This window comes from Bradyrhizobium sp. Leo114 (assembly GCF_055229415.2).
On the sequence record NZ_JBUYEN020000015.1, the window covers coordinates 46,842 to 68,585 of the forward strand.

General features: G+C 63.4%; 13 protein-coding genes and 1 pseudogene. 4 read left to right on the forward strand and 10 right to left on the reverse strand.

The annotated features are described in order from the left end of the window. Positions 1-336 precede the first annotated feature (336 nt). The gene (locus ACZIRK_RS19495; RefSeq protein WP_463327955.1) at positions 337-6,462 is read right to left on the reverse strand and encodes a hypothetical protein; all 6,126 of its coding nucleotides are present in this window, start codon (positions 6,460-6,462) and stop codon (positions 337-339) included. A gap of 434 nt (positions 6,463-6,896) precedes the next feature. Continuing rightward, positions 6,897-8,957 carry a sensor histidine kinase gene (locus ACZIRK_RS19500; protein ID WP_165435154.1) on the reverse strand — a complete coding sequence of 687 codons (2,061 nt, stop codon included), beginning with the start codon at positions 8,955-8,957 and terminating at the stop codon, positions 6,897-6,899. Positions 8,958-9,119: 162 nt separating this feature from the next. Here ACZIRK_RS19500 and ACZIRK_RS19505 point away from each other — a divergent pair, with 162 nt between their 5' ends. Next, positions 9,120-9,806 (forward strand): response regulator transcription factor, encoded by a 687-nt coding sequence (locus tag ACZIRK_RS19505; protein ID WP_463327956.1) that lies wholly within the window; start codon positions 9,120-9,122, stop codon positions 9,804-9,806. 64 nt (positions 9,807-9,870) lie between these two features. Next, positions 9,871-10,140, forward strand: coding sequence for a hypothetical protein (locus ACZIRK_RS19510; protein ID WP_130225207.1), 270 nt, complete (start codon positions 9,871-9,873; stop codon positions 10,138-10,140). Positions 10,141-10,585: 445 nt separating this feature from the next. On the opposite strand, the gene ACZIRK_RS19515 is transcribed toward ACZIRK_RS19510, so the two are convergent. The 8 genes from ACZIRK_RS19515 to ACZIRK_RS19550 all read right to left on the reverse strand — a co-directional run bounded on the left by ACZIRK_RS19515 (position 10,586) and on the right by ACZIRK_RS19550 (position 19,607). Then, positions 10,586-11,803, reverse strand: coding sequence for an ABC transporter substrate-binding protein (locus ACZIRK_RS19515; RefSeq protein ID WP_130225206.1), 1,218 nt, complete (start codon positions 11,801-11,803; stop codon positions 10,586-10,588). A gap of 154 nt (positions 11,804-11,957) precedes the next feature. Beyond that, a complete protein-coding gene (locus ACZIRK_RS19520) occupies positions 11,958-12,485 on the reverse strand; it encodes an oxidoreductase (RefSeq protein WP_463327957.1) in 528 nt (175 codons plus the stop codon). A gap of 177 nt (positions 12,486-12,662) precedes the next feature. Beyond that, on the reverse strand, positions 12,663-13,034 hold the full coding sequence (locus ACZIRK_RS19525; protein WP_165435153.1) for a hypothetical protein: 372 nt from the start codon (positions 13,032-13,034) through the stop codon (positions 12,663-12,665). Between the two features lie 70 nt (positions 13,035-13,104). Further along, complete coding sequence (locus ACZIRK_RS19530) at positions 13,105-14,031, reverse strand: TauD/TfdA dioxygenase family protein (protein ID WP_130225205.1); 927 nt, start codon at positions 14,029-14,031, stop codon at positions 13,105-13,107. A gap of 637 nt (positions 14,032-14,668) precedes the next feature. Then, on the reverse strand, positions 14,669-17,041 hold the full coding sequence (locus ACZIRK_RS19535; protein WP_130225204.1) for a hypothetical protein: 2,373 nt from the start codon (positions 17,039-17,041) through the stop codon (positions 14,669-14,671). 30 nt (positions 17,042-17,071) lie between these two features. Beyond that, positions 17,072-17,821, reverse strand: a complete 750-nt coding sequence (locus tag ACZIRK_RS19540) for an ABC transporter permease (protein WP_130225203.1) — start codon at positions 17,819-17,821, stop codon at positions 17,072-17,074. 8 nt (positions 17,822-17,829) lie between these two features. Beyond that, the gene (locus ACZIRK_RS19545) at positions 17,830-18,831 is read right to left on the reverse strand and encodes an ABC transporter substrate-binding protein (RefSeq protein ID WP_130225202.1); all 1,002 of its coding nucleotides are present in this window, start codon (positions 18,829-18,831) and stop codon (positions 17,830-17,832) included. Beyond that, positions 18,828-19,607, reverse strand: coding sequence for an ABC transporter ATP-binding protein (locus ACZIRK_RS19550; protein WP_463327958.1), 780 nt, complete (start codon positions 19,605-19,607; stop codon positions 18,828-18,830). Before ACZIRK_RS19550 ends, ACZIRK_RS19545 begins: the two co-directional genes overlap by 4 nt. Before the next feature lie 122 nt (positions 19,608-19,729). Between ACZIRK_RS19550 and ACZIRK_RS19555 the strand changes: the two genes are divergently transcribed. Both ACZIRK_RS19555 and ACZIRK_RS19560 read left to right on the forward strand, forming a co-directional pair. Beyond that, positions 19,730-20,548, forward strand: coding sequence for a GntR family transcriptional regulator (locus ACZIRK_RS19555; RefSeq protein WP_474418363.1), 819 nt, complete (start codon positions 19,730-19,732; stop codon positions 20,546-20,548). A gap of 326 nt (positions 20,549-20,874) precedes the next feature. Then, positions 20,875-21,228 (forward strand): annotated as a pseudogene (locus ACZIRK_RS19560) (hypothetical protein); the annotation flags it as partial. Positions 21,229-21,744 lie beyond the last annotated feature (516 nt).

Genomic DNA, 21,744 nt, shown 5'->3' on the forward strand with positions numbered 1-21,744 from the left:
ATATCCTGTCCTACGACGAGCACGTGATCGGCCTGTGTACCAGCGGTTCTGCGCGCTGTATCGAATGGGGTGAAGATACAGAAACAAAACGAGAAGCCGCACGGCAATTTGGCCGTGGCGCGTCCGACCACAAAAACGTCGCGCGAGATCCGCTTTGTTCTCGGCGACCGCTCCCACAAATTATTAAGACGCCTTCTCGCGATGGTGGGCGCACCAGGGCTCGAACCTGGGACCCGCTGATTAAGCAGTCGCGGATCGACGCCACAGCGGCCTGCCGATATCAGGCTTGGCCCTTCACGTTGGCAGCATCGAGTCCAAATCCCGCCGTGTCGTAATCTAGAACGGTACAGCGAGGCGAAGGCTGGCCTCCTGGCTAATATAGTTCCTGCTGAAACCGGCCGAGTATTCCGTGCGCAGCTCGTAGCCCTTCGTCGAGAAGATCTGCAGCCCCGCGGTAACATTGACCAGCGTTGCGGGAAGCTTCGCCTGGGTGATGAAGCCCGCGTCAGCCGCATTGCCGAAGGTGACGCCGATATCCATGCTGTCCCTGGCGAAGAAAGTCATACCCACCGACGCATAGGGCCGCAGCCAAGCCTGCGGATCGACGTCCAGCCGGCCGCCGATTTCGAGCGATGGGCTCACTGCCACATTCCATTGGCGTGCGGACGAGAAATGAAGGTCCATGCCCCCCATGCCGTGCTCAGTATAGCCCGGCATGGCAGTGTAGAGCAGGTCGAGGTCGGTATAGGGCTTGATGTACCAGTTGGAATAAGCCAGCTCGTAGCTGGCGCGGACGCGGGCGGCGGCCGTCCAAATGTGCGAGGTGCCGTTCGCGAGCCAGACGCTCGGTCCGACGTCGAGAAGCCGTTGCGTCTCGAACGTACCGTAACCCATGTGGCCGGACATCGCGAGCAGCCATGGGCCGATCTGATGCTTCAGCGAGACCGCAACGTCGCCAGCGACGCCGTTCGTCCTCGACAGCCTGTCGCTGTCAGACAGAGCGGATTGCGTCAGGCCGGCGGTCGCGCCAAGAAACCAGCCGTCGGCGATCTCGCGCTGCGCGCCGACGCGGTAGGTCTCGGCATTCTGGTGATAGCCGCTCGCATCAGCACTTTCGGTCTGCCTGGTCCAGGCGCCGGTGACACGGGCCCAGCCGCAATCGGTCTCCTGCATCATCGTGCCCGCGCCGGTGAAGATCGGACAACTGAGCGACATCTTGACGGATGTAAGGGCGCCCAGGGTCTGGTTGGACAGCGCGCCAAGCGACTCCTCAGGTGTAATGCTGTCGATCGAGCGGGTATAGTCGTCCACTGAGCTGACATTGGCCAGCTTTCCAAACAGCGATGCATTGGACTGCGAGATCTTGCCGGACTCCCAGGCCCGCTGGAGATAGGCCATGGCGGCATCCTCGCTGGCGGTCATATCCACCCCCTGGGGGGCCCGGATGTTCGCGGCGGGGTCGATGAAGATCCGGCTTCCCTCGCGTTGGACAGACCAGTTAAAGGGGCTGAAGTTGCCATGTGCCCCGGCCGCTTTGAGGTTGTTGGTGGTCCCGCTCACCTCGGCCACGGCGAAACGGCCCGGCATGAGGCCGTCCACGACGTTCACCTTGATGGTGCCGCTAAGCGAGCCCGTCAGCTGTACGAGATCGTTTTTGGCCCCCGCAGGGGTGCGGCTGACATCCATCAGCAACGAGCCGGCCTCGGTCTGTACATAAGTGCCAATGACATTCGCGGTGGCAATGGCATTGATGCCGCCGATATTGAAGGTCCCCTCGTTCCGGAACGTCCCTGCGGCTCCAACATTTACGATCCCACGGGCGGAGCTGGTATAGGTGCCGCCAAGGCGGTTGTTGAATGTGTTGACCTCTCCGGTGTTGCCGACGGCAAGATTCACGTCGCCGGATAACAACCCCCAGTTGTCCAGCCGGTCCTGGCCGTGGCTGGCCAACACTGCCACGCCCGAGCCGGCGCTGACTTCAGACCCGGCCTGGAACTCGATCGCATTGGCACCGCCGCCATCGATCTGGACCGCAGCACCGGTCCCGGAGCCACCCGCGAGCACGCCCTGGAAGTTGACTCTGATGTCCGAACCCGTGCCGGCCACGACCCGCCCCGCGCCGCCCTGCGCGCCGCTCTGGGCGTAGATGCTGACCGAATTTTCGCCGGTCGTCCTGATCGACCCCTTGAGGTCGATCTCGATCAGACCACCGCCGCGAGTTGCCTTGTTGCGGTTGGTCGTGTCGCCGATCTGCGTCGGCAACACGATCCCCTCGGCCGTGCCGACCGCGCCGCCACCGCCGCCGACGCTCTGCGCGAAGACGCCATGCGCGTTCTTGCCCTGTGTTTGGATCGACATCCTGGCAGCAGTGTTCGCCATCGAAACCAGGATGCCGCCGCCGCGCCCGGATGACGGATCCCTCTGCGCCAGGAGATTCGCATAGGTCGCATCCACCGAATTGAGTGCACCGGTATAGCCGCCGCCACCGCCAATGCTCTGCGCGAGGATGCCGACAGAGCCCACGCCCGTGGTCTGGATGCTGCTTCCCGCGCCGAGTTTGACATAAACCTCGGAGCCGTCCCCGAAGCTGTTGGCGGACCCGCCCAGGCGACCGGACACTTTCAGCGTGTTGATGCCGGGCCCCGATCCGTCCGACATGAAACCGCCGCCGCCGCCGATGGACTGCGCAAGGATGCCGAAGGCATTGCCGCCAGTCGTCGTGATGGATCCCGCATGTTCGATTGTCACCGCGGCGGCGTTGCCGTTCGCACCGCCCGTGCCGCCAAGTTGAAGGGTGAGGGTGTCGGTCCCCGGCTTGGCTGCAGCTTTCGCGGATTCGGCTTCCTTGATGGCTTGGTCGACGTCCAGGCCATAACGCTTCAGTGTATCTTTCTCGGCCTGGGTCAGCGCAGTCTTGAGGCTCAGAACCTCGAAGGCATCCATGGAGTTGAGCGCCACGAGGCCGCCACCGCCGCCGATGGACTGGGCGACAATGCCGTGGGATTGCGCGCCGCCGGTGACGATGCTCCCTGCATTGGTGACCTTGACCGCGCCGCCATTTCCACGCGACCCGTTACCGCCGGCCAACAGCGCGGGCCGATCGAGTGAGAAACCCGAACGGTCCACGCCGACGGTCGCCTGCCCGCCACCGCCGCCGATGGATTGAGCAAAAATGCCGTACGAGGAGGCCCCCCCTGTGCTGATCTTGCCGTTGAATCCATTGGTCACCGTGACGGCGCCGCCATCGCCGGCCACGCCGCCGCTGCCGCCGCTGGCGATCTTCATGTTCGCGAGGAGCGCACCGCCACCAACCGTGGAGGCGCCGCCATTGCCGCCGCCACCGCCGATCGACTGCGCGAACACCGCCGTGGCCACCTGGCCATTGGTGGAAATCTCACCCCAGTTGGTGACTGTGACGGACTTGCCGTTGCCGCCCGAACCTCCCGTACCTCCCACGGTATCGTTGCCGGCGACGGAGATCGGGAAGGACGGCTTGATACCGTGCTTGGCGGAGAATTTGGGCAGTACCTTCTGGGCGAGCGCCTTGAAGCCGTTTGCGGCGAGCGTCTTGCCAAGCAGAGCCAACGTGGAATCTCCCGCATCGGCAGAGGCCGAGCCGCCGCTGCCGCCACCGCCGCCGACCGACTGCGCCTGGATGCCGTAGGCGCCGTTGCCGTAGGTGGTGATGATAGCGGCCGCGGTCCCGCCGTTGTTCACGACCACGTCGCCGCCGTCGCTCGCGCCGCCGCCAGTCGCACCGACCGCTACGTTGACCTGCACGTTGTTGGCACTGTGCGCCGTGCCCGCGCCGCCTACGCCGCCGCCGCCGCCGATGCTCTGGGCCAGGATGCCCCTGGCATCAACCCCGCGGGTCGTGATCGCCGTGTTGTTCGTGACCTCGACGAGTCCTCCATTCGACCCGCTGCCACCGGCGCCACCGACGCCCACATTGACCGCCGCGGTGATGCGCGCTGAGTCGCTGGGTTTGGGCTGCGACGAATCCGACCCTGCGGACCTGGCCATCCCGGCGCCGCCATAGCCTCCGCCCCCGCCGGCGCTGAGCGCATGGATCGCGGACGCCGCATAGCCCTGCGTCTCGGTCGTTCCATTATTGGTGATCTTGACGGTGCCGCCGGTATTGCCGCTGCCGCCCTTCCCACCGACGGCAACGTTCACCGCGACCGAGAAACCCTTACCGGACGTGGTGCCGGTCACGTCGGCGCTGCCGCCGGCACCGCCGCCGCCGCCAATGCTGTAGCCGACAATGCCGATGGACTGATCTCCGGACGTGGTGACTCTGTTGCCACTGACGATGGTTACGGCTCCTCCAGTACCGCCGCCGCCCCCGGTTCCACCGACGCCGACGCCCACGGCCACGCCGACAACCGAGGACCCGCTCGCCGTGGCGCTGACGTCGGAAATGCCGCCGTCGCCGCCACCACCACCAATGCTCATGCCCATGATGCCGAACGCATCATTGCCACTGGTCGACACGGCCCCGGAATTGGTCACGGTGACGGCGCCGCCCTGGCCACCCTTGCCGCCTGAGCCGCCGACCGCGACCGCGACCGCGATATTGGGCAGCCGCTTCTCGACTGCTTTGGAATAGGCTGCCGCATACGAGGCGCCGCCATCGCCTCCGCCGCCACCAATGCTCATCGACTGAATGCCATGGGAGCGTACCCCCGAGGTGGAAACGGCCCAGCCGTTGTCGATGAGAACCGTGCCGCCGGAGCCGCCATCGCCGCCCGAACCACCGAGAGCCGTCGCGGACGTGACCAAGGTGCCGCCCACGACGGTGACGGCTTCGCCGCCCGAGCCGCCCCCGCCGCCGATGGATTCCGCGATGATGCCGGCAGCATCGGCACCACGGGTATGAATGCCGCCCAGGAAATAGCCGATGCTGCCCCGACGGCTGTTGACCGTGACGGTGCCGCCATTACCGCCGCCGCCACCGCTGCCGCCCCGTGAGACGCCGAAGCCAACGCCGAAGGCCGTGGCCTCGCCACCACCCCCACCGCCTCCGCCGATGCTCTGCGCCAGGATGCCGGCTGCGCCGACGCCATCTGTCCACAGATCGCCGTTGTTGTTGACCGTCACTGCGCCGCCATCGCCGCCCGTTCCGCCGACGCCACCGCTGCTGAGCCAGAGGAATAGACCCGACCCGCCCGCACCGCCTCCACCGACCGGCGGTGCCAGAAGATCGGACTGGAAGGCCTGAACGGCTTTGCCGCCGCCGACCGATTGCGCCACGACCGCGGTAGCGCCTTTGCCCGCCGTGCGGATCTGGTCGGCGACGGTCAGGTCGATGCTACCGCCGCTCCCGGCCACCCCGCCGGCCCCGCCGGATGCCAGACCGTTACCTCCTGCACCACCGGCACCGCCGACCGACTGCGCCACGATGCCGTAGCTGTAGGCCCCTTTGGTGTCGATCCTGCCGGTCTGGAGCCCTATGATGTTGCCGCCATGGCCACCGGCGCCGCCCGGCGTTCCGCGTCCGGACACCGCCGCGGTGCCGCCCTTCCCGCCGGCGCCGCCGACGCTCTGCAGCAGCACGCCGGGCGCAAATTCCCCCGCCGTCGAGACCGCGCCAGCATTGCTATAAAGAATCGATCTCCTGTCAGAGCCTGCATGGGCGTTGCCCGCGACCCCGCCGCGGGTGTCCTGCGCATTGGCCGAATTGGAGCCGTCGCCCCCGATCGACTCCACCACGATCGCCGCTGCGGCCTTGCCGGTCGTAGTGAGTTTGGCGTCTTTGCCGAGCGTCACCGAAACGAGACCGCTGTATCCACCGGTGCCAGCACGGGGCGTCTGCGGCTCGTCCTCGTCGATCCGGCCGTGATCACCGCCATTGCCCCCGCGGGACATCACATGAAGCGCTCCGACATAGTCCCCCTGGGTGTCGATACCCTTCTGGACGGTCGCCGTGACGTCGCCACCCGCCCCGCCCCCACCGGCCGAGGCATAAAGCTCGGACCGACCGTCGAGATCGCCGACAACGCCGGCGCCTCCCTTGCCGCCCCGGGAGTAGATCGACACCAGGGACGTCAGCATGGTCGCCTCCGCCGGGCTGAGCGCCATGCTCGCATTGTGGACGACCGTAACGTTGCCACCGGCTCCGCCGGCCGCGGCCTCCGCATCCCGCTTCAGGCCGTCACCGCCTTTGCCGCCCTCGGAGCCGATCACCACCGAGGGTGCGATCGCCTGCCGCCAGATAACCTGGGTTGGATCTTTGTTGAGAATCCAGGAATTATTGATGATGTTGAGAGACGGCCCCGCCTGACCGGAGGTCGCCTGGTACAATGTCTCCCAAATGAAGCCCTCCGTATAGGCGGCACGACCGTTCACCGGCGCGGGGATGACGAACAGGCTGTTGCGCTGTCCGGGATAATAAGTCTGAGCCCCTGCAGGCTGCAGCGCCAGAATGAGCGCCAGCGAGCTGACGCCGGCGCTGAGACTCAAGCGATGCCCGGAAACGAGGGGCCGATGACAAAAATTTTGCCGATAAGCGATCGTCTGCAAGATCATCTCCGCGGTCGCGAAACCAATAGGGTGTACGAAACCTTCGCGCCGCTGCTTGGAGAGGTCCGTTGCATCTGGCGCGTACGCGGTGGACAGCCGAGTTGTTGAACGAACCCCCCAACGCGGCGCTCGATCGTCTCTCAGGCGAGAAGCTGTCTGCGAGCTTGCAGGAGGTTAAAGCTGCGGGCGTGAGTGCAACAGAAGCGAGTTGGAGCGATTTGTAACGCATTGGAACATGCGGAAACGTCTTGGAACGAAACATGTTGCCTCGTCGCAACGCCACAAAACTTCTGCAACGGGTGACCGACAGGGCACATGTTCAGCGTGATCAGGAGAGCTGCATCGAACCGCTTCTGAGGCGTCGCGGCGCCGAATCAGGAAGGCAGCGGCACGATGATTCGGATCGTGGTGCCGACACCGACCTTGCTGTCGATCTCAATCGTTCCACCGTGGGCGCCCGCGATGCGGGAGACGAGTGATAGGCCGATGCCCGTGCCCTCGACATGTCGAGCATTGGAGCCGCGCACCGATCGGCGCATGATTCCGACGATCTCGTCGGGCGGGATGCCAATGCCCTTGTCGGTGACAGCGATCACGCCGCTATCTCCCGCGATCGAGCATGAGAGGATCACAGGATCCCCCTTCATGTGGACAGAGAATTTCACCGCGTTCTCGAGGAGATTGATGATGGCGATGCCGAGCATCTCGGGATCGGCCATAATCGATGCATGCGCCGCTCGTGGGGCAGCATCCGTCAGAATGTCGGCTTGAAGCAGGTCGTTGGCGCGAGCTGCGCTGGCCAAGACGACATCCTGCAAGGACGTCCGAACCAGTTGCGGTGAGAAGGACGGCCCCTGCAAGCGGCTGCGCGTCAGGTTCACCTCGAGCGTTTCGATCAGCCGTACGATGCCGCGGCGCACACGCTTGAGGCGGTCGTGATTGGCTTGGTCCTCCACGGGCAAGCTGAGGCCGATGCCGTCGATATTGGAGCGGATCGTGGCGAGCGGCGTGCGATACTGATGCGAGATCACCTCCATGAACCGCACCTGTTGCTCTTGCGACTGCAATTCGGCGCGCAGGGCGTCCTCGGCGATCTTCTTGGCTGCGGCGAGCTCCCGGGTCTTCTCCTCGACCATGGCGACGGCGCGGCGTTCCGCGGCCTGCGCGGCGAGCAGCATCTCGGTGCTCATGGCGGCGTTCATGGCTTCCGCGGAGCGCAGGCGCACCGCCACCGCTCCCGACAGCAACACCATTTGCAGGAGGACCGGCAGCGCATAGGTATGCGCAACCCAGTCCGGCAGCTCCACGAAGCCGGCGCGCTGGACCACCGTTCCCGCCACGCCGAACCAGAGAACCCAGTAGGCTGCGGCGCGCAGCCGCGTGTCGACGCCATTCTCGTTGGCACAGAACAACGCGAGCACCAGGGCGAGCGTCACCAAGATCAAAATGACGACGCCGCCAAACGGCGCGAAGACGAGGTTGGCGTTGAAGCCGACGAAGACGATCCCGATAAAACCCACGCCGGCTCCAGCGAGAAATATCCGGTTCATCCAGGGAAGGCGTTGGGGCAATTCGAGAATGCTGGCGGTGGCGAGCGAGCTGGCCAGCAGCCCGAGCCAGGCCGCACCTCCAGTGAAGTAGTCGTTGCCGTAGCCGCCGTTCGGAAACAGCAGCATGCGGGACAGGCCGAGATTGCCGACATAGACCAGCGTCGCGCCGAGGATGCTGAAGGCGAGCAGCGGATAGGACGGCTTGCGGTCGAAATGAAAGAAGACGAGCTGGATGATCAGCAGGACGGCCATGCCGCCGAACCAGGCGCCGGCGACGAGACCTTGGACGGTCACACGGAACGTATGGACCGTGGGAGAGTAGAGCACCGCCGAGAGATTGAGCGACGAATTGACGCTGGCCAGCCGGATATAAACGAGCATCGCGGCATCCGGCTGCAATTGCAGCGGAACCACGTTGTCGAGCCCGGAGAGCGTATCGTCCGCCGAGAAAGGACGATGATCGCCGGTGGCGTAGTGCTTGAAATCGTCGGCAGCGAGGCCGGGATGGTCGGCTGCGACATAGACGTCGACCAGATCGACGAAATTCGGAGTCAGCGACAGGAGGACACGTTGCCACTCCCCCGCTCCCACGCGAATCCTGAGCCACGCTGCATCCGTCGTATAGCCGAGATTGATGCCGTGGCCTGAAATAGGGTGAAACTGCGCGCTCGCCCTCAGCACGTCCCCCAGGTCCAGGGTCCGCGACGGATCGACGAACAATTCCATGTATCCGTCCAGCGGCAACTCGCCGCTCGGCCCGACGATGGCCGTCGGCTGCAGTTCCCGCGCGTTGACCTCGCGCGCGAAGACGGAGAGGGCGAAGAGACAAACCAGGATAGCAAGGAGGTCGCCAAGGCTGGCGCATCCCTTCGGGCGATCGATCATCGGCAACCATCCCCTCAGGCGTTGTCCACTCGGCGCTGCCGTGTATATGCGATGATTCGAGACGATTGACCTGATTCGTTGCAGCCTATGACGACAAGCTCCCTGCCCCGACAAACCGCTCACCAGCCCAAGTCCGATGGTCAGCCGATCCACGTCGTTCTCGTGGAGGACGATCATGATCTGCGGCAGGGCTTGGCAGAATACCTGCGGCTCAGCGGGATCACTGTGACCGACCTGTCCTCGGCCATCTCATTTTACAAGGCGTTGCGGACGGACGTGTTCGACATCGCCATTCTCGATGTCAACCTCCCCGATGCGAGCGGCTTCGAGCTTGCGCGCGATCTCTCGGCTGAAAGGCGCCCAGGCATCATCATGCTGACGGCCCGGACCGGCCGCGACGACCGGATCCGAGGCTACGCAGAGGGTGCTGACCTTTATCTGACCAAGCCGGTCGATGGTGAAGAGCTTCTGCTCGCCGTCAGAAATCTTGCTCGCCGCGTCCACACTGCCGCAGTTACAAAAGCCGAGCACATCGATGCGCGGCAGCCGGCGGTTTGGCAGATCGAAACGCAGCGCCGTCTTCTCGTCGCCCCCGGAGGCGTGTCATTGCAGCTCTCGGGACGCGAGTTGCTGCTGCTGGAATATCTCGCACAGGCCGAGGGCGCGACGGTCGCCCGGGCCGGGCTTGCCAAGCACCTCGGCTACGGCGAGATGGACGTGGAAAGCCGAAGCCTCGACGCCGTCCTGCGCCGTTTACGGCAAAAGGCGCAGGATTGCAGCATCGAGCTGCCGTTGCTCGTCATTCATGCGGTCGGGATTCGCTTCTCCGCTCCGCTCGTCAGGACCTGAGCAGGCCCGATCTGTTCAAAAGCCCACGTGTCCGATCCGCCGTGGCTAGATGCGCTTTCCGAGAATGCCTGACTTCCGGGTCGACTTCGTCGCCCATAAGGCGGTCAAAAGCCGGATCTCACATCTGAATCTGCGCAGCGGCCAGTCGCACCAAAGCGATCAGGTCATACCGGAAAACTGGACCGCAGCCCCTCCCCCGCGCCGTTCAGAGCACTTCGATCCGATCGCGATGATCGATCGCCTCATGCAAGACGCGGTGGCGCAAAGCGTCGCGCAGGCCGCCCGCAAGTTCTCTGTCCGAGACAGGAATAAAGCCAAACTGGGTGCTCGCTGACGGGCCTTTGCTTCCGTGTCGGACTCATCGACGCCCAGGTTACGCCTTGCGACGTCGCGTGTTGAAGCAACGGAATGGTACTGCCCGCGCGCAACCGCCGCGTGGAGTCAATTCGCTGATCTCTGCAAGCGTCTTGTGGATGCAGAGCTTGTTTGGGGGCGCATAGGGAGGAAGAACCAGAATGGCGGTCACCTGTGGTGGGCAGCCTGGCGCGGCGCAAGCGAGTTGATTAATCGATCGTAACTCTGTCACTGCAGCCGAGAGGCGAAGCCGCTGCGCCCGCATCCGCTTGATCTCCTCATCAAGCGCGTTGCATCTCCTCATCATGACGATTAGACCACGATACGGTCGCATCGTCGGCGCACATCTTGCTGAGCGCCTTCTACGGAGAGTTTTTTGTTTCGGCCATGATTTCCGGTCCTCTAAAGCTGTTGGACGGGAATGCCTAGTTATCGAGGTTGGCAAACGCCGTCTCTAGAACGTCGCCAATCGGCTGCCAAGTGCGGCCGTCGAATTGAACCAATCGCATGTGCTTGATTGGCCGGAAATTCAATGGACCGGTGGTGATCTTGATGCCGGGCAAAAGGGCTGAGCTCTGATAGTCCTTTAGCGCTGCAGCCTGCTTCATGACATTCTCACGCGACAAGTCATTGCCAGACTGCCTGAGCACCTGCGCCAGCGTCTCGGCGGCGGCGTATCCGAACATGGCGGCGCTTTCGTCCCTGCCACCGATTCGTTGATATTTCTCCAGAAATGATTGCCAATCAGAGCCGGACTGTCCGACCTTCCAAGCCGGATCGTCGGCGTCCTTGAGGTATGCGGCGGTGATTACACCTACCGCATTGTCCAAGCCGGCAGGTTTTAGAGCCATTGCGATCGACGAGGCCATCTGGTTCAGGATGAAGGTGGGACGCCAATTAATGTCCGCTGCCAGGCGGATCACTTTCGCGGCGTTTGAGGCTACGCCCGCAAAGACAACGATTTCTGCACCTGATCGCTTCAGGATCGATACGTGTGTGTCTAGATGTTCGTCCCTAAGATCGTAGGCGATACCGACCCTGATCATTCGGGCGATCTCTCCTAGCCCATCCTCCAGACCCTTGATGATCTCACGACCGAAGTAGTCATTCTGCCAGAGAACCACGATCCTCTTTCCCGGGTACACTGCCTGGATGTAGTTCGCGTAGATGCGTCCCTCTTCTCGGAACGAAGGCTGCCAGCCCATTGTCCATGGGAACGAGCTTGGATCGCTGAGATGATCGTCGCCGGAAGCAACAAACAGCTGAGGGATCTGTTTTTCATTCAAGTATTGGCGAACGGCGAAATTGCCTGGTGTACCGAAGGAACCAAACATCAGGAGAACATTGTCCTGCTCGACAAGCGCACGCGTCAAGCTCAGGGAGGATGCCGCATCAGATTTGTCATCGTAGGAGATGAAGCGCACTTTGCGGCCATTGATGCCACCGCGCTCATTGAGCATCTCAAAATAGGTCGCCTCGGCCTTGCCGATTGCCCCGAAGATCTCAAGGTTTCCACTATACGGCATGAGATTGCCGATGCGGATTTCGTTGTCGGCCACCTCCTCACGCACGCGCTCCGAGATCGCGCCCAACGAGGCAACAGCAACAGCGATGGTCAGCAGGGTCCGGAGCAGCGTATCCATTGCAGAAACTCGACTAGATGGAGCGCGCTTGCCTAGATTTCGAGCCTGCCGGAGTGATTACTTGATCTAGATCAATAGAGGGCTGCTTTGGCGGTGTCAGCGGCGCGGCTGCCGCCGCGAGGTTGTTGTCTTTACTGCGCGCAAAAGTGGCGGGTCAATTTAGCTGACGCAAAAACGATCGGCGTCGCAACGGTATCTGTTCGCCCGGAATGAGCGTCTGCCGGAGCGTGGGCATTTGACCTTTGACTACAGTGTTCTCCAAGACTTCCATCAGGAAGCGCGTGCGATCTTCCATGCGGCCCCCGCCGTAACTGTCGGTGCGCGTATTGAGCACCGAGTTCATGAACTGCTCGAACAGATAGCCGTTGGCTGCATGGAGTTCGACACCATCGAACCCGACCTTCCGTGCATTGGCGGCAGCTTTGGCAAAGGTGCCGACTATGGCCGACACTTCATCCGTGCTGAGGGGCCTCGGCGTCTCCGTAGGCATATAACCCAACCGGCCATCCGGGCCGTGGGAAAACACCGACGAGCCCTTTGCCCGTTGCTCGGTCACGCCCACCGGCGCCTGGCCGTTCGGCAGAATCGAGGAATGGGCCATCCTGCCGACGTGCCACAACTGCAGAAAGATCGTGCCGCCATGACGGTGAACCTCATCGGTCACCGGGCGCCAGCCCTGCATTTGGGCTTCCGAGTGTCCTTGCGTAACCGTGGCTGGACTGATCCACGTCGGCGGCCTCGGTGATGATCAGGCTCTGGATCTGGCTGAAGGCAAGCGTGACGATACCGCTTGACGTCTGCGCGTCGGTGCCGAGATAGGCAATGACCGCCTTGATAGGCGCGCCCGCAGCGGCGAGCTTCAGGATAGAGCCGTTGAAAGCGCCGCCGAAGTCGATGTCACCGTCACTGCCGCCTGGATGTCCTGAGGGCCACTAATTGTATTGCCGATCCAGTTGAGTTTGACGGGCGCGAGGTATCCGAGCTCCTCGGCGAGCTCGGGGTAGAGCACGCGGCCCGACCAGCCCTGATATCGCAGCTCGAGCTTTTCCGGCGCCGGCCCCGGCTGCTTCGGCGCATCCTCCGCACGGAGAGGGCCCGGGGCCGAGACCAGCAGAAAGCAGAAGAGAGTGAAGAAACGCAACGCCTGTTCAGCAGCGAATTTCGGACATTCACAAGCTGCAGCCAGAGTTCGGCCGCCTCCGCTCCCGATCCGCAGATAACAAATACGCATCGACCGTCTCTCCTGGCTTGAGATTGCACGCCGGCCCCCATGGTAGGGCTGGCGCGCAATCATCGGACGTCTAGAATACGCCGTCATATTCCAATGTGAGGCGGTGGATGCGGCGCGGAGCCTTGCCGTAGTCACGAGTCGCGTAATGCTGGACCTGTCTGTTGTCCCAAATCGCGACGTCACCCTCCTGCCACTCGAAGCGAGCCTGCACTTCGGGCGTCTTGATGAGATCGTACAGATAGTTCAACAAGCTCTGGCTGGCGGTCTTGGAGACGCCGAGCAGATGGCTGGTGTGGGCCTCGTTGACGAAGATCAGCTTGCGGCCCGTCTCCGGGTGCGTCTTGACGACGGGCACTTCGATCGGCGGAAACTTGACGGCGGCATCCCTGACGCGCGCCAGCCCCTCTTCAGCCGTTTCTTGTCCTCCTGCCGCATAGCCCGAGAGAAGATCCGACAGCCCGGCCTTTTTCGGCGAGGCCCAGAAGGTGTTCACTGCCGTCAATTTCTCGAAATAGCGGGCTAGGTCGGGATCGAGCAGATCATAGACAGCGCCGGAGGAAGCCCAGATCGTATCACCGCCCCCGCCGGGAGGCACCTGCTTGATATGCAGCACCGTCGCCTTGGGAGGCTCGCGTTGCCATGAGACATCGACGTGCCAATTGTCGGTTCCGCCCGACTTGGTGTGTTCGTCATGGGCGATGACCTCGATCTCGGGAAACTCGTTCACCGACGGCAGATAGATATTCTTGCGGATGGGGTTGCCGAAGACGCGGGCGAGTTCGACATGCTGGCCGGAGTCCAGCGCCTGATTGCGGATGAAGATGACGCCGTGCTCGATCAACGCACGGTTTAGATCCTGCTTGTTGCGATCGCTGAGCGGCTTGGTCAAATCGACGTTCTCGATCACCGCTCCGATCAGTGGCTTATAGCGACGGACAGAAAGGTCTTGATGTTGCCCTGTATTCCCGACGGCAGCCTCCGCCAGCGCAATGCTCATTGTTGATGGCCCTCCCGGAAAGTTAAAGCGATTAAAATCGTTAGTCTGCGCACAACCGGAGTCAAGCTTGATCGGAAAATAAGTAAACTCCATTCGACAAACCGGTGAGCAACCCCTCATCCATGTTTTCCTTCATGAAGAAACGAAAATTTTGACCTATGGAACATCGGCGCGAGCAAACGAGTCCTGCGAAAATACGACCGTGCGCTCGATGCGGCCATGAATGAAGCTCACGCCCGCTCCCAAGCCAGCGGACCAGCGGATATTTGTTGCTGTTTGCAATGGAAATTTGGAATGGCGAGGTCCGTCCTTTCTTGTATTTTCCTTGTCGCCTCACGTCGGGTGATGCAATGGCTCAGTCACTTTCGATCATCGACTTCCATAGCCACCACGTCCCGCCTCAATGGCAACTGACAACATTGCGGAATTTTGCGCCGAGCGAGCGCTCACGATGAGGGCGCATCAACACCCGCCTCGTCGATCCCGGCGCGCTGACCGCTGCGATCGATGACGGTGATATCGCCGGACGCGTGGTAAACATCCTGACCGCATTATCCTCGTTCGGGCGCGAGGTACCTGCCATTGACGTGTTAGGCAATTGCAAGCGCAGATTGGAGACGCGGCTGCTGATCCTGCCTCAATTTCCCGGCGTCAGGAAGAGCGGCGACGTCCAGATTCTCGACTGGTCCCGCTGCCGCGCGGTGATGAACAGCGGATGCTCGACGCCCGATGTGAGATCGAAGCCGGAGAGATCGATCTCGCCGCCGACATCGCGCGGCAGCGCGACGTCAGAGACACGCTCAACGGCCACCTCCAGCTCGATTCCGCTGAGAGCGAGCGCGCGGCCGCCTGCAAGAAGGTCGGTGCCGGAGATCTCGAGGCTGAACTGCGGCGCATGTACGTGAGGCGACGGACTCAAGGGATCACCGACCTTCACATAGCCCGCAATGCCCCCTCGCACTTCGATCCTGGCACCCGCGAGGCTCGACAGGGTCAATTCGATGGCATCCGTGTCTCCATGGGTCGCCGTGACAAATCCCACGGTGGTCGTGTCCTTGCGCCAGGCCCGCTGTTCCGGATGATCGAATCCGACGCCGCGGACATCAAGGATTGCGGCGCCGAGCACCGTGATCTCGCCGCTCCAGTTGGCGGCACGATAGCGATCCCTGATGCGCGCACCGGCGAGACGCACCCTCACCTTGCGCTCGGAGAGACCGGCTTCCGCATTCAGGTCCCGGCGCCAGATCAGGCGGCCGGCATCGAACAGTTCGACGCTTTCCCAGCCCTGATCGCCCAGCAGCCGGTAGGTCAACGGCTCATGCCGATTGGCGGCGACAACCTCGCCCATCCAGGCCGCGCCGAGCCGCAGGCTCGCGAAGCTGCGCTCGCCGGTCGTTGCGAAGGTGCGCCGCGCGCGCAGTGCCTGCCCCACACTCGCGCGGTCGAGGCGCTCCGCGAGGACGCCCGTCAATCCACCGCGGGAGCCGAACACGGCCGTGGCCGGCGCACCACCGCCGCATCGTCCCTGGTGTTCGTCACCCGCAGCGGACGCACCGACGCGATAGCCACGCGCCAAGGCGTCGGTATAGAACCAGTGGAACTGGCCCCAGGACGATCCCACCTCGACAAGGCGCTCCAGTTCAGGGTGATGCCAATCGAGGATGCAGCGTCGCCCGCCCACATGGGGAATGAGGAGATGCTCCTCCGGGCTATCGGCATACGCCGCATAAAGCTCGTCAACCGGCCACACGCCGGGACGAATGGTGCCGGCCGTCGTCTCGTTCCACTCGAACGAGCGCACTGAATGGCCTTCTGCATCAAACGGAAACCGCGGCTTGCCTTCCCCCAGAAACACGACGTTGCGGTCGCCGCCGGCGCTGGAGTTGCCGCACCACTCGGTCCCCGGATAGCAGACGAACCGGCCCGGCGCGTTGAGCCCGGCAATGATCTCGACCGCCCGCTCCCAGTCGGCCTGCTTGATGTTGAAGTCGTTGACGGTGTACCCGACGATGTCGAGCGCCGCCACGTCGCGGCCATAGGCAAGGTTGTAGAGCGTATCGTTGGTGCCCACGGTGTCATGGGAATGCACATGGAGATCCGCGTAAAGCGGACGCATGTCCTGCGCAAGCGGTTCGACCTGGACGAAGGCAACCGCCGGCGCGGCGAGACCTTCGACCTGCGCCTCCAACCGCCACTCGCCTCTGCGCTCCAATGCCAGGCCGTGGACGCGCGCGACGTTCCATCCCTCGGCAGCGAAGTTGAGCGGCTGCGATTGCACATGCCCGGCGGGATCGATCAGGCGCAGCTCGCCACGCGCTGCACGGTCGCGACAGGTGTTACCCCACAGATCGTCCAAGCGAACCACGATGTCGAACAGAGACTGCGGTGCCACCAGCCGCGGCGCGGTCAACACTGGCGACCGCGGCGGCCCGGGCACGATGTTGATGACACAGTCGCCGGGCACCTCTGCGAATTTCGAGCTGCCGAGCGGGTCGATGAACAGGCGGAAACGAAAGTCCTTCTCGACGAAGCTCTGCACGCGGGTGCCACCGCCGCCCTGCCGGCGGTCGCCGAGCCGGATCACGATGCGGTCGCCAGGGTTGAGATAGCCGTCCACGATGTCGACGATGATCGCCTTCTGGAAGGGCCGCTCGTGCCCTTTCTGGTCGAAGCGCACCTTCAAGCCCTGCACCGTCGACGGACTTTGCCCCGGCCGCAGCGGTCCAGCGTGATATTCGGCGGACACGTAGTTCGCACCGGCCGGATCGGAGGTCTGGAACAATGCCCAGTCGGAATAGAACTTGAACGCGAGCTTGAGCCAGGCGCCGTCGGCGAGGCCGACCGCGCCGACCTCATAGACCAGCTCGATCTCGGTCCATTCGCCGGCGACGAGCTGCTCGCGACTGCAGCTGACCCGCCCGAGGAACGGCAAGGCCTTGTTCTGCTCGTACAGGCCCTGTGGCGCGACGTAGCGGCCGGCGCGAATGCGCGGATCAGTCTCTGCGGTCATGCGATGCTTTCTCTGAGGGCTGTTTCAAAATCATGGGGTACGCCAGGCCTGGTAGTGGCGCTCGACGCGACGAAACACCAAGCTCTCTGCAAGCCATGCGATCAGGCCGATCAGCACAATTCCAAGCAGCACCTGGCTGGCATTGCCGACCTGGCCACCCATTGCGACCATCCAGCCGATGCCCTGCGACGCTCCGATCATTTCCGCGGCGACGAGTGCGCGCCAGGCCTGGCTGAAGCCGATCCGCAGCGCCGCAGTGACGAAGGGAAGCGATGCCGGCAGATAGACGTGACGCAGCAGTTGCACAGGGCTTGCGCCGAGCGTGCGCGCGGCGCGCACCTGGCCGGCAACAATGCCGAGCACGCCTTCCTGGATGGTGACCGCCATCGGGAATACGGCGGCGATGAAGATGACTACCGCAATGGCGAGATAGCCGAGCCCAAAGAAGATCAGGCAAAGCGGCGCCCAAGCGATCGGTGGAATGGCCATGAACAAGCTGACCAGCGGCGAGGCGAAGGCGCGGAACCGCTGCGACAGCCCGCCGGCAGTGCCGATCGCCAGCGCGACGAGCACCGCTATGGCAAAGCCGCCGGCTTCGCGCGCGAGGCTTGCACCCACCTGCCGGCCGAGATCGCCGCTCCGGATCCAGCGCAACGCTTCAATCGCCACGTCCCAGGGCTGCGGCAGCACGTAAGGAGGCACCCGGCTCGCGGCCATGCACCAGACCAGCAGCAGAACCGGCAGCGACGCCCAGCCCCAGGACGGTTTCGGCATGCGCATTGCGGACGTCAATTCTGCTCGACCGCGCGCGTCCATGGACCGTCATCGACGAGCTGCTCCACCTTCAGCGGCCGCGCGAGCAGACCTTGATCACGGGAATAGTCCATCAGCCGCTGGATGAAGGCGCGGTCCGACGCGGTCAGCTCGTCAGACCAGCCCAGGCGCTTGCGCGCCTCGGCGACAATCGCCTCCGGCGGGATCGTGCTGCCGTCCCGAGCCGTGACTGCCTCCAGCTTGAATTCGCGGGCGATGATCTGATCAGCCTCCGCGGCATGATCGCGCAGAAAAGCGATTGCCCGGCGATGTGCGCGCAACAATTTCACCAGATCGTCAGGACGATCCTTGAGCGTCTTCGCCGGCGCCATCACGACATACCATGGATATCCTGGAATGGCCGCGTTGACGTCGAACACGAGCCGGCCGCTGCCGCGCAGCAGCGCCTGGCTGACGAACGGCTCCCAGGAAAACACCGCATCCACCGTGCCGGTGTCCAGCGCCACGTTCATGCTGCCGACGGGCAGCTGCGACAGCGCCAGATCGGCCTCGGGATTGAGAGCCGCGGTGTCCTTCAGCACGTAGCCGCGTAGCAGCACATCCATGCCGCTGCCGCGCGCCACGCCAGCGAGTCTGCGGCCACGCAGGTCATCGAGACTGCGGACCGGTCCATCAGCCCGGGCCACAACCGCGGCCTGGCCGTAGTTCACCTTCGCAAGGATGCGGCTGTCGAGGCCACGAGAAAACCACTGATAGACCGGCGGCGCGCCGATATAGCCGACATCGAGCTCGCCGCTGGCCATCGCCTGCTGAATCAACGGGCCGTCGCCAAACGGCTTCAGGTCCACCTTGAGACCTTCCTGGACATAGAATCCCTTCTGATCGGCGATCAGCGCCGGCGCATTGGCCATGGCAGCAACCCATCCGATGCGCAGCGGAGCCGGTTGGCTCTGCGCCGACGACGGCCCGCTCGCCGCGAGCATCGCGACCATCGCACACAACAGAGATCTGATCATTGGACTGACTCTTGTTCGACAAAGGAAGCGGGCGTCGACCGCGCCTGCATCACACCGGCGATCCGCTGCAACAGCGTGTCGCAAAGCTCGGCGAACCCGGGCAGCACGCGGGTGCGGCGGAGGTCGCGCGGCCGCGGCAGATCGATCGTGACCTCGCTGTCCAGGCCATGGGGAGGGAAGCCGAGGACGAGCACACGATCGGCAAGAAAGACCGCCTCCTCCACATCATGGGTGATGAAGAGAATGGTCTGGCCGAGCGTGGACCACAGCCGCAGCAGCTCCGCGTTCATTGCGCTGCGCGTGATCGCGTCCAGCGCGGCGAACGGTTCGTCCATCAGCAGCAGGCTTGGTTCGAGCACGAGCGCGCGTGCGAGGGCGACACGCTGCTGCATGCCGCCCGAGAGCCGATTTGGCAGCTCATCGGCCACATCAGAAAGGCCGACCAGGTCCAGATACTGCAGCGCCTTGCGCCGCTGCTCGTCAGGATCAAGCTGCCCTGCCATGCGCAGGCCGAACCGTACGTTCTCGCGCACGCTCAGCCACGGAAACAGGTTCGGCGCCTGGAACACGTACCCGAGCTCGCTCATCTCGGGCCTGACCGCGCGGCCGTCGATCGTCACCGTGCCGGAATGCGGCGCAAGAAAGCCTGAAAGCAAGTTGAGCAGAGTCGTTTTGCCGCAGCCTGAAGGACCGAGCAGCGCGACGAACTCGCCGGGCCTCGCCTTCAGTGTGACATTCCGGAAGATGTCCCTCCCCGGCCGGTAGCCAAAACCCATGCCATCAACGATGAACGAGGCGCCGCGACGCGTGGTCGGCGCTGCGGCGCGCGCAAACTGAAAAGGCTCGGTGGCGCGGGCGCTGGTGTCGGAAGCAAGCATGTAATACATTATGATACAAGTTGACGCTGCCGCAACCGGCGCGCAGCGGCCGACCGCAAAACGAAAGATCCGCCCCTGCTTCCGGCTGGAATGAGCACAGAATGTCTCTCGTGAGAGAAAACGCGACAGCTCTCTACCAACAGATCGCCGATCGGCTGCGCCAGGAGATCGCGGCCGGCCGGTTCGAACCCTCCGGCCGCCTGCCCTCGGAAGCCGAGATCGGCGCGCGCTTCGACGTCAGCCGGGTCACCGTACGCCTCGCCCTCGACGATCTGGACAAGGACGGCCTGATCGACCGGAGAAAGGGCAAGGGCACTTTCGTCGCCGGCAAACAGGTGCGCCACGAGCTCAACGTCCTGCGCAGCTTCCACGAGACGTTGCGGCGCCAGGGACTGGAAGCCACCATGCGCGTAACGGCCCTGCGCATGGTCGCAACGCCAACCGGCCTGCGTCCCCTGTTCGGCAAGGCACGCCGCGATTGCCTGCTGCTTCAACGGCTGCACCTGATCGACGCGGAGCCGATCGCGTTCGGCCGCAGCTACCTTCCCGTGGACATCGGCAGCCTCACGCCCGCGGAGGTGGAGCAACAGCCGACCTACTCGGTCATCTCGACCCTTGCCGGCGCCCCCGTGATCCAGGCGAAGATGGAGCTCGGCGCACAGATCGCCAGCAAGGAGCTCGCCGGCAGTCTGCACACGACACCGGGCGCAGCTCTGCTGACGATGGAGCGGACCTCGTACTTCAGGGACGGCAAGTGCGCCGAGCACTCGACCTTCTTCATCAAGCCGGAGCGCTACAAGTTCGTGCTGAACGGAATCTTCAGTGAGACGGCATCATGAGGTGCATTGCGAACGGCAATAAAAACTAAAGTTCCGTGGGCGGGGTGGGCGGCCGCCCGGAGACAATCGCCTGCTCCAGCAGATCGAGGCGATCCTGGCCCCAGAACGGTTCGCCGCGATAGAATAGCCCTCAATTCGCGGAGCCTTATCATGTCTTCTCTCAAAGAAGCTGCTCGATTCAGGACCAGCCGCCCTTTCCAGCTCGATCTCGCGGAAGACAACAGCTTGGCCAACACCCTGCGTAGACGCGAGGAGATCTTCAATGGGGATGTGCTGCCCAGCGATGCCGCGCTGGTGGATCCGAGCGACTTCTATGCAACGATTGCTTTCGGGCCATCGCGAAGACCTATTTCGAAAGCGCCGGCAGACAGATCGAACAGCAACAAGCGACGTTCAAGGACATCGCCGCCGCGCAGGCAAAGGCCTGGCGCGAGGCCGTCGACAAGTTCCGTGAAGCCGAGGGCAAGGTTGCCGCAACGCATACCGGGGATTCCGATGCCGCACTCAAGCAGCTGAAGTCCGACGCAACGGAGGTCGAAGCGCGCTTGCAGAAGCTGAAGCAGGCTGGCGGCGAGTCCTGGTCGGTGCTGAGCGCAGCGCTCGCGGAGTCCCGCAAGGCGTTCGATCTGGCCAATCAGGCGGCCTGGAATGCTCTTAGAGGTTCTGGCGCGAAGAGCTGAAGGTTTCTGACAAGCCCCGCCTCAGGCGAGATGCGCTGGGGAAGATTCGCTCAGTTCTCAACGGAGGTCGAGCGCCTGCGGCACAGCGTTTTGACCGCGGAGTTGATCACCTTGGTGAAGCAGGGGAGCGGCAAATCTCTCTGGGAGACAATTCCGGCCCCTGCAATAGCCCGTTACCATCAAGGGCGCGAAATCGTACAAGATCGTAGCTTGGCGGGTAAAATCGCAGGATTGGTAGCGGGGGTCCGCTACATCACTATACCCACTATTTCGGAACCGCTATTTTCTTATCGACGAGCAGCGTAGCTGGCTTAGCCACGCCTTGATAGTGCGCCGAAAGCCGCCTTTTGCACGCGATCCAACTACGCCTCGAATGTTGATGGGCGAACTTTAGATCCAGGAGGCGCAATACCCGATCTCTAAGAGGGTACCCGCAGGAGACCCAGCATAGCGGCGCCACGTCGCGGCGGGCAAGTTCTCCGAAACCCTTGCAGCGAATTGGCTGAAATCGAGGTG

Coding starts and splice junctions, on each gene's coding strand:
- ACZIRK_RS19500 (WP_165435154.1), bottom strand. CDS start 8,957: ATGATCGATCGCCCGAAGGGATGCGCCAGCCTTGGCGACCTCCTTGCT.
- ACZIRK_RS19510 (WP_130225207.1), top strand. CDS start 9,871: ATGCCTGACTTCCGGGTCGACTTCGTCGCCCATAAGGCGGTCAAAAGC.
- ACZIRK_RS19515 (WP_130225206.1), bottom strand. CDS start 11,803: ATGGATACGCTGCTCCGGACCCTGCTGACCATCGCTGTTGCTGTTGCC.
- ACZIRK_RS19520 (WP_463327957.1), bottom strand. CDS start 12,485: ATGCAGGGCTGGCGCCCGGTGACCGATGAGGTTCACCGTCATGGCGGC.
- ACZIRK_RS19525 (WP_165435153.1), bottom strand. CDS start 13,034: ATGCGTATTTGTTATCTGCGGATCGGGAGCGGAGGCGGCCGAACTCTG.
- ACZIRK_RS19530 (WP_130225205.1), bottom strand. CDS start 14,031: ATGAGCATTGCGCTGGCGGAGGCTGCCGTCGGGAATACAGGGCAACAT.
- ACZIRK_RS19535 (WP_130225204.1), bottom strand. CDS start 17,041: ATGACCGCAGAGACTGATCCGCGCATTCGCGCCGGCCGCTACGTCGCG.
- ACZIRK_RS19540 (WP_130225203.1), bottom strand. CDS start 17,821: ATGCGCATGCCGAAACCGTCCTGGGGCTGGGCGTCGCTGCCGGTTCTG.
- ACZIRK_RS19545 (WP_130225202.1), bottom strand. CDS start 18,831: ATGATCAGATCTCTGTTGTGTGCGATGGTCGCGATGCTCGCGGCGAGC.
- ACZIRK_RS19550 (WP_463327958.1), bottom strand. CDS start 19,607: ATGGGTTTTGGCTACCGGCCGGGGAGGGACATCTTCCGGAATGTCACA.